Origin of the sequence: Pseudomonas sp. GM21, from assembly GCF_000282215.1 — a bacterium.
Taxonomy (GTDB): domain Bacteria; phylum Pseudomonadota; class Gammaproteobacteria; order Pseudomonadales; family Pseudomonadaceae; genus Aquipseudomonas.
In genome coordinates this window covers 1-7494 of sequence record NZ_AKJS01000052.1, presented here as the reverse complement: position 1 = coordinate 7494, position 7494 = coordinate 1, and the positions used below count along the sequence as shown (strand labels likewise).

Genomic DNA, 7494 nt, shown 5'->3' with positions numbered 1-7494 from the left:
ACGGCATGGGTGTTCGCAAGCTGGTAGTTGCTGGTGGCGAAACATCGGGTGCAGTCGTCAAGGCACTGCAAGTCAAGGCTCTGAGAATTGGTGCGACCATCGATCCTGGTGTGCCTTGGACACTCGGCTTGCGCGACGATCCGGTTGCCTTGGCGCTGAAGTCCGGCAATTTTGGCACGGTAGACTTCTTCGAGAAGGCATTGGCCAATGCGCCATAATTTTTTCAGTCTGTAATTTTCATGACATTGGCTCATCGGCGCAATCTGGAGAAGGCTTCACAACTCGGTCATCTGGCGACATCTGGAGTTAATAACGGGTCAACGAGCTTGAAGTAAATGCCTTCATCGCGGTCTCTGAGTGGCTTGAACATCAAAAAACAAAAATAAGGGGACAGGTATTGAAAAAATCTACACTGGCACTGGCTGTTACGGCGGTCGCATTGGCTCAACAATCGATTGCCTCTGGGTTTGTTGAAGACAGCAAAGCAACGTTGGCACTGCGTAACTTTTACATAAATACTGATAATCGCGACTCCGATGCTGGTACCGCCAGAGCCAAGGCCAATGGTGTGCGTAGCTATCTATCCGAATGGGGTCAAGGCTTCGACCTGCGATTTACGTCTGGCTTCACCCAGGGCACTGTCGGTTTCGGTATTGACGCCATCGGCCTGCTGGGTGTCAAGCTGGATTCCAGTGAGGCCAAGCACGGTAACCCGACAGGCGCACTCTCTGGCGGTACTGTGTTCCCAAGTCAAGGTAACGAGGCAGTAGACGATTTCGCCAGTCTGGGCCTGACCGCCAAAGCCAAGATTTCGCAAACCGAACTGCGCCTCGGCACCCTGATGCCAAAAAATCCCGTGGTTATGACCAACGACGGCCGTCTAGTGACTCAGACGTTTCAGGGAGGCCAGGTCGTATCAAACGATATAAAGGACCTGACCCTAACCGCAGGTCAACTTGAGCACGCCAAAGGGCGAAACTCCACCGACGAAAAAGGCCTGTCCATTGCGGGGGCCAACGGAGGTTCTGACTACTCCAAGGCCACGCTCAGCAATAAGTTTTACTATGGTGGTGCTGACTACAAGTTCACCAAAAATCTGACCGCATCGTATTACCATGGTGAACTGAAAAACTTCTATCAACAGAACTTTTTCGGTCTGGTACATAACTGGTCCCTCGGTCCGGGTGCCCTGAAAAGCGATTTTCGCTACTACCGCAGCCGCGATGACGGTGCCAACGGTCACGATTCAGCCTATTACACTTCAGGTTACTACCCAGACAATACCAGTCTTACCACCCGCACCAAAGGCAAGGTAGACAACGACCTTTACAGCGCTTTGTTCCTATACTCGGTTGAAGGTCACACCTTTGGTGGAGGATATCAGTACAGTGACGGCGACAGTGACTTTCCGTGGTTGAATCAGGGAGATGGCGCGTCCACCAGCACCATCAACGATATACAAATCCAGAAATTTCTCCACGCTGGCGAACGTTCCTGGCAGGCTCGTTACTTTTACGACTTCGCCGCAGTCGGTGCTCCAGGCCTTACAGCCGGCATCGTTTATGTGCGTGGCTCCGACGTTGACACCGTTGGTAAGGTGGGAGCGGCTCAGACCTCTACCCTGGGTACTGGTGGCAATGAATGGGAGCGCGACTTGAGCGTGTCTTACGTTGTTCAGGAGGGCGCATTGAAGAACCTTGCGTTCACTTGGAAAAACGCGATGTGGCGCAATGACATTCCAGGTCAGCGTGACCAAGACGAAAACCGTTTGATTGTCAGTTATTCATTGCCGCTGTTTTAAAACGCTCGTTGTATTACTCGGAAGATCAATTAGTACGTTCAAGGTTCTGCCAAGCAGACCGCCTTGAACGTATTTAATGGGATGTGCTTGGGTTTTTTCTCCAGGCGACTTACACCTGCCATCGTTGAGCATAGGCCTCTTGATGGCCTCGAAGAGTCTGGCTTGTTCGCCTGCATGCGGAGCAGGTAAGCAAGCACGTTGTAGGGGAGTAGCCATGCTGAATCGCACGATATTATACGCGGCTCATGGAGAGAGGCTGTTGCAGTACATGCTCGATAGCCTGGAGGGATCGGTGGAGTTGGTCAATGAACTCAGCCTTGAAGCCAATATTCAATTTGCTGTTGTCGACGCCTGTCGACAGCATCTGTATGTCGCCATCAGCGATGCGGGCGCCGGCAAGCTTGGCGCCAAAGGTAGCGTGCATGCCCTGAAGGCATATAGGATCCTTCCAGATGGTTCACTGGAAATCTGGGGGCAATCCGTGCCTTTAGCGGAGCGTCCCATTCATTTGGCAATCGATGATCAGCGTCGCTACCTGTTTGTCGCCTATAACCAGTCTGCATTTCTGAGCATGCATCCTATTGCGGATGATGGTGGTGTCGAACCGGCCGTTGAGCATACATGTTTGCCAAAGGCCGGCACTTTTACGCACCAAGTCATGGTCTGCCCGATGCGACGGGCGGTAATCGCCTTGGCTCGTGGTAATGATGAGGTTGAAGGCAAGGCCGAAGAGCTTGGCAGTGTTCATACCTTCAGTTTTGAAGATGGACAACTGAAACTGGTCGGTGAAAATTTCTTTGATTCGGGCATCGGTCCTCGCCACCTTGTTTTCCACCCAGTACAGCCTTGGGTATACGTTGCTCTTGAGCGAGGCAATAAGTTATCCATGCATTACCTTCACGAAGATGGTCGGGTGCAGTTACCTTCTAAGTTTCAAGTTGAAGCTTTGAGGGATCCTCGGTACCTAACACTGAAAAAACAGCGCGGCGGAGTGATACAAATTCACCCGAATGGCCGTTTTCTATATGTCTCCAATAGATCCGATGCTGTGATTCGGGGGCGACGACATGAGGTGTTCGCCGGCGGCGAAAACTCAATGGCTGTGTTTGAACTCGATCCTGTGACGGGCGAGCCGCGACTGATCCAGCATGTTGATACACATGGCATCGAGGCGCGGACGTTCAGCATTGATCCTACCGGCAATATGTTGATTGTCGCTAACCAGAAAAGTGTATGGCTGGAGGCGGGAGCGAATGACCGGCGCCTACTAGCCTGCCTGGCCTTCTTTCAGATCGGAGAGCAGGGCATGTTGAATTTCGTGGGTAAGCATGAAATGCCGGATGACGGGCGATGGTTGCTGTGGATGGATACATGCGCGATATGAAGTAAGGCTTCACACCCCAGACAATAAAAATAAGGATAAAGAAGTGTTCATCAAACAATCAAATCGTCGCCAATTCATTAAAGATCTCGGTGTGCTGGGGGGGATAGCGTTCGCAGCGACCCATGTGCTCGCAAGTTTTGCTGATGATGATTACCCCTTCAGCAGCGGCACCCAGGCGCCACGATTACGTGTCCCCGCACAGGCTTGCGACTGCCATCATCATATCTACGATCGGGCGTTCCCTTACTACGATGATCGAAACCTCCCCACCGCAAGCGTAGAAGACTACCGACGCATTCAGAAGAGACTGGGGTTGACCCGCAGCGTTGTCATTCAGCCATCTTCCTACGCCACCGACAATCGTTGCTTGCTGGCCGCCTTGGCGAAGCTGGGTCCCCAATCAAGAGGTATCGCGGTAGTCGATGATAAGGTCGAAATGGCCGAGTTGCGTCGCTTGCATGAGCAAGGTGTTCGCGGAATCAGATTCAATCTTGGAGTGGGAAGCGCAACCAGCGTTGACATGATTGAGCCCCTGTCGAAAATGATTGCAGACTTGGGCTGGCATATTGAAATCCATACGCGGCCCGATGAATTAATTCAGATGGAGGCGTTGCTGTCCCAATTGCCTGTTCAGGTTGTATTTGATCATTTCGGTCGAATCCCATTGCCGGCGGGTAACGATCATCCTGTGTTCAAAATGATCGCCCGATTGATTGATAAGGATCGGGCGTGGGTAAAAGTATCAGGCGCCTATCAGGATTCGGTATTGGGCGGACCTGATTACGATGATGTCAAAGACCTTGCCAGAGCCATGATTGCCCTCGCGCCGGAGCGGGTTGTCTGGGGAACCGATTGGCCCCATCCGAGCCTGCAATCGAAGAAAAAACCGATGCCTGATGATGCGTCAATGTTTGATTTGTTGCAGGTTTGGGCGCAGAACGACGTGATGATCGACAAAATCCTCGTCCAAAACCCCGCCAGGCTATACGGATTTTGAATGGCTTTGCCTGACTTGAAGTTGCTATGTCCGATGACCGGTTCTAGATCAGCCGCAGGTAGCTGCTAGGCGCCCGTGCACTTATAGCTGTCGGTTCATCTTTTGCCAATGCAGCAACGGTCCTTGGTGGTCGACCGTTGCCATGGGCGCCGGACGCCGCGGCACCGCCGAAAAATATCGACTCGCATCATTGGGTCTTCTTTAATCGAGAATGAATGTGTCTTGGTCGAAGCGCTTGTTGATAGCCTCATTTCTGCCGATGAGTTGAGCCCCAGCGGCAAGGATGCCGGTTATCCCCTCTGTCGCGCCGAACCATATCTGTCGCCTGGCTAGGGTTCACCATCCGCAGGACTTCCCCCGGTTCTGTCCCCGACCTCATCAATGATCGTCATTGGGCCCAACGAAACCTCCGCACCGTTACCGCGCAGCCAGGATTGCCACTTGACTTCACGTTCTGGGCGGGCAACCCATTCCCGGAGGCGGCAAATTTCAGTTCCGCATACAACCTGTAACTCATGATGCGCTCCACCAGCTTTCCAGAGCAGTTCGCGTCGACTCAATCGTCATCGAAGCTCCGATTGAGCTTCGCGAAGCGGAGAAACTGTTGGCGAGAGAGGGCGGGGCAAAACCCATCAGGGCTAACACCATCTCGCATTTAGCAGGTGAAAGGAGGCCGCTGCAAGTTCGCATGTAGCTGGCTGCTGTGCTGCCTGAAAATCAAGTCGTCTACTTTGAAGTCCTGCAGTACCAGCATGCAGGAGAGAGTCTAGTTAGGGGGCATTGGGCAGGTTGTACAGGGCCGGTCTGCATGTCGTTGTTAGTTCTTCGAGGAGAAGTGGCCGATCTTCATCTCCCCAGCCAGGTCGTGAACAGTCCTCTGGGAAGGGCTGTAGTGGGTCGACTTCTGCCCATCATACACACGAAACATGCTGGTCAAATCCGATGCAAATAATTGGTCAGATCGAAAGCAAATGAGTGGGCAAGTCTGTGCAATTACTCAGGGGCACAGGCTCTTGCTACAGATGCCGCCCCGGCAGGTCTCTCAATGCCTCCAATTGGCTAACGACTGGATGACATTCAGATCGCGACGGTGGCAACCTAATTCAGAAACACCTAGGGCAACTCATCTGATATCGACTCACCCGGGCAAGTGAGGAATCAGCGCGAAGAGCTGAAATCCCACCACTAACCCTGAACCTTCGAGGCCGCGCTGATATTTGGTCAAACACTGTGTGATTGAGCGAGTTCTTCTAGGTATTTGATAATAAAAAGACAAGCAAAAGGGGCGCCCGGCGCCCCTTTTGCTTGTCCAATAAATGTTCAGGAGTTTGTCGCAGTCCCCTTGGCTTTAGCGCTCCCCAGCGATGCCTGAACTGAAACGGGTTGCGCCTCGAACTCAGCGTCAGGCTCTACATATTCGCCGCGCAGAACCTGATTCATGCGTTCTATGTTCAAAGCGCCTTCCCACTTTGAGATCACAACGCCGGCCACGGCATTGCCAATGATCGACGTGACCGCTCGAGCTTCGCCCATGAATCTGTCAATGCCCACCAGCAATGCAATAGCGCTGAGTGGGAGAACGTGTACGCTCGCCAACGTTGCCGCCAGTGCGACAAATCCACCACCGGGTACACCGCTCATGCCTTTTGAAGTGAAGAGACCAATCGCCAATATCGTCAACTCCTGGGAGAGCGTCAGCGGTGTGTTGGTTGCCTGAGCGATGAAAATCACTGACATTGTCAGGTAAATGCACACGCCGTCCAGATTGAAGGCATAACCGGTTGGTACGACAAGGCCGACCACGCTTTTCTTGCAGCCCAGTTTCTCCAGTTTTTGAAGCAGCCCAGGAAGGGCGGGCTCTGCGCTAGCGGTTCCCAGAGTGATCAACAACTCGGTTTTCAGATAGTTCAAGAAGGCAAAAATGTTGACGCCGCATAACTTCAAAATAAGGCCTAGAACCACAAAAATGAACAGGAAGCAGGTAGCGTAGAAAGCCATCATCAGATAACCGAGCGTCGCCAGGCTGCTGATACCGTATTTGCCGACGGTGAATGCAATAGCCCCGAAAGCCCCTATAGGTGCGAATTTCATGAGGTAGCTGATGATGGAGAAAAGGGAAATCAAGGTTTGGTCGATGACATCCACCAGCACAGAAACCCTTTTACCACCTTGGGCCAAAGCCACGCCGAAGAGTACGGCGAGGAACACGACCGGCAGAATCTCACCGTTCACGAAAGCGCTCATGATGGTGTCGGGAATAATGTGCAGGAAAAACTCACGCAGGGACTGTTCGCTGGCAATCTTCGCGTAGCCAGCAACTGCCGACATGTCTAAAGTTTTAGGGTCGATGTTCATACCTGCCCCCGGTTGCATCAGGTGCGCGACAAGTATGCCAATGACAAGTGCCGCAGTCGTCACGATTTCGAAGTAGATCAGTGCCTTGGCGCCCACTCGACCAACCGATCGGATGTCCCCCATCTTGGCAATGCCCACCACCACTGTGGCGAATACGACTGGCGCGACGACCATTTTGATAAGTTTGATGAACACGTCACCAAGCACCTTCATTTCCACGGCGGCTTTGGCATCAAAGAGCGCGAAAAGAGTGCCAAGTATGACGCCTATCAGGACTTGGATGTAGAGAGGTTTTAGCGGACGGAGCATCGCTGATTTCATGGAGAGTTCCTGACATCTGGAGCCGTTGGCTCCTAATTATTGTTGTGGATCTGCACGTGGGTGCAGCCAGCCCCGCGTGTTGAGCTACCTTCGAGTTTACACAAATTGCTCTTGGTGGCAACAAAATACAATTTTTGGTTTTCTGATTTTAGAGATTGCGATACCGTAGGCTTGTGACTCAGTGGATGCCCAAATGGCGTTCTTCTGCCAAAAATCCGCCATTTCGCAGGGGACGCCTCCGGTTTCACTGAGATGCAGATCATGAGAATGGCGATTAAATACCCTGCCGAAAATAGCCAAACGAAACACCGTTGCTCGGGGCTTACCCGCTAATCCTGGCCCTCTCAACAGCGGGCCTGCGATTTGCCACAGTCACTATTTGGTCTGTTTGCCAACGTCCAAGCGCAAAGGCTGTACTAATTGTGTATTAATGCTTTAAAATGCAATTTGTCTTAGGGAAAGGTCAAATTTTGCTTGCCTCACAACGAATAAAACGAGTGATGGGTGTGTGTCTGGTCATTATTGTTCTTTGTCGTCATGATATACATTAATGAAGTGACTTTTTCATATGCGGGCTTCGAATCAAGCAATTCAAATAAAAAGCAAGAGGTTTACGATGCGTATTTTGGTTCTTCC

The 7494-nt window shown here is 52.0% G+C and carries 5 protein-coding genes; 4 read left to right on the top strand and 1 reads right to left on the bottom strand.

Going from position 1 to position 7494, the window contains the following annotated elements:
* The 4 genes from PMI22_RS20945 to PMI22_RS20960 all read left to right on the top strand — a co-directional run.
* Window positions 1–218 (top strand): nucleotide-binding domain containing protein (locus PMI22_RS20945; protein WP_007944323.1); only part of this gene is annotated, 218 nt, incomplete at its 5' end.
* Between the two features lie 179 nt (window positions 219–397).
* Complete coding sequence (locus tag PMI22_RS20950; protein WP_007944322.1) at window positions 398–1801, top strand: OprD family porin; 1404 nt, start codon at window positions 398–400, stop codon at window positions 1799–1801.
* Window positions 1802–2015: 214 nt separating this feature from the next.
* Entirely contained in the window at window positions 2016–3185 is a 1170-nt protein-coding gene (locus PMI22_RS20955) for a lactonase family protein (RefSeq protein WP_007944321.1), read from the top strand.
* 43 nt (window positions 3186–3228) lie between these two features.
* The gene (locus PMI22_RS20960; protein WP_007944320.1) at window positions 3229–4182 is read left to right on the top strand and encodes an amidohydrolase family protein; all 954 of its coding nucleotides are present in this window, start codon (window positions 3229–3231) and stop codon (window positions 4180–4182) included.
* Window positions 4183–5502: 1320 nt separating this feature from the next.
* Here PMI22_RS20960 and dctA read toward each other — a convergent pair.
* Window positions 5503–6858 carry a C4-dicarboxylate transporter DctA gene (gene dctA, locus PMI22_RS20965; RefSeq protein ID WP_007944316.1) on the bottom strand — a complete coding sequence of 452 codons (1356 nt, stop codon included), beginning with the start codon at window positions 6856–6858 and terminating at the stop codon, window positions 5503–5505.
* Window positions 6859–7494: the final 636 nt, after the last annotated feature.

Bases quoted from the DNA above. Each gene is read 5' to 3' on its own strand.
- dctA (WP_007944316.1), bottom strand. From the start codon at position 6,858: ATGAAATCAGCGATGCTCCGTCCGCTAAAACCTCTCTACATCCAAGTC.
- PMI22_RS20955 (WP_007944321.1), top strand. From the start codon at position 2,016: ATGCTGAATCGCACGATATTATACGCGGCTCATGGAGAGAGGCTGTTG.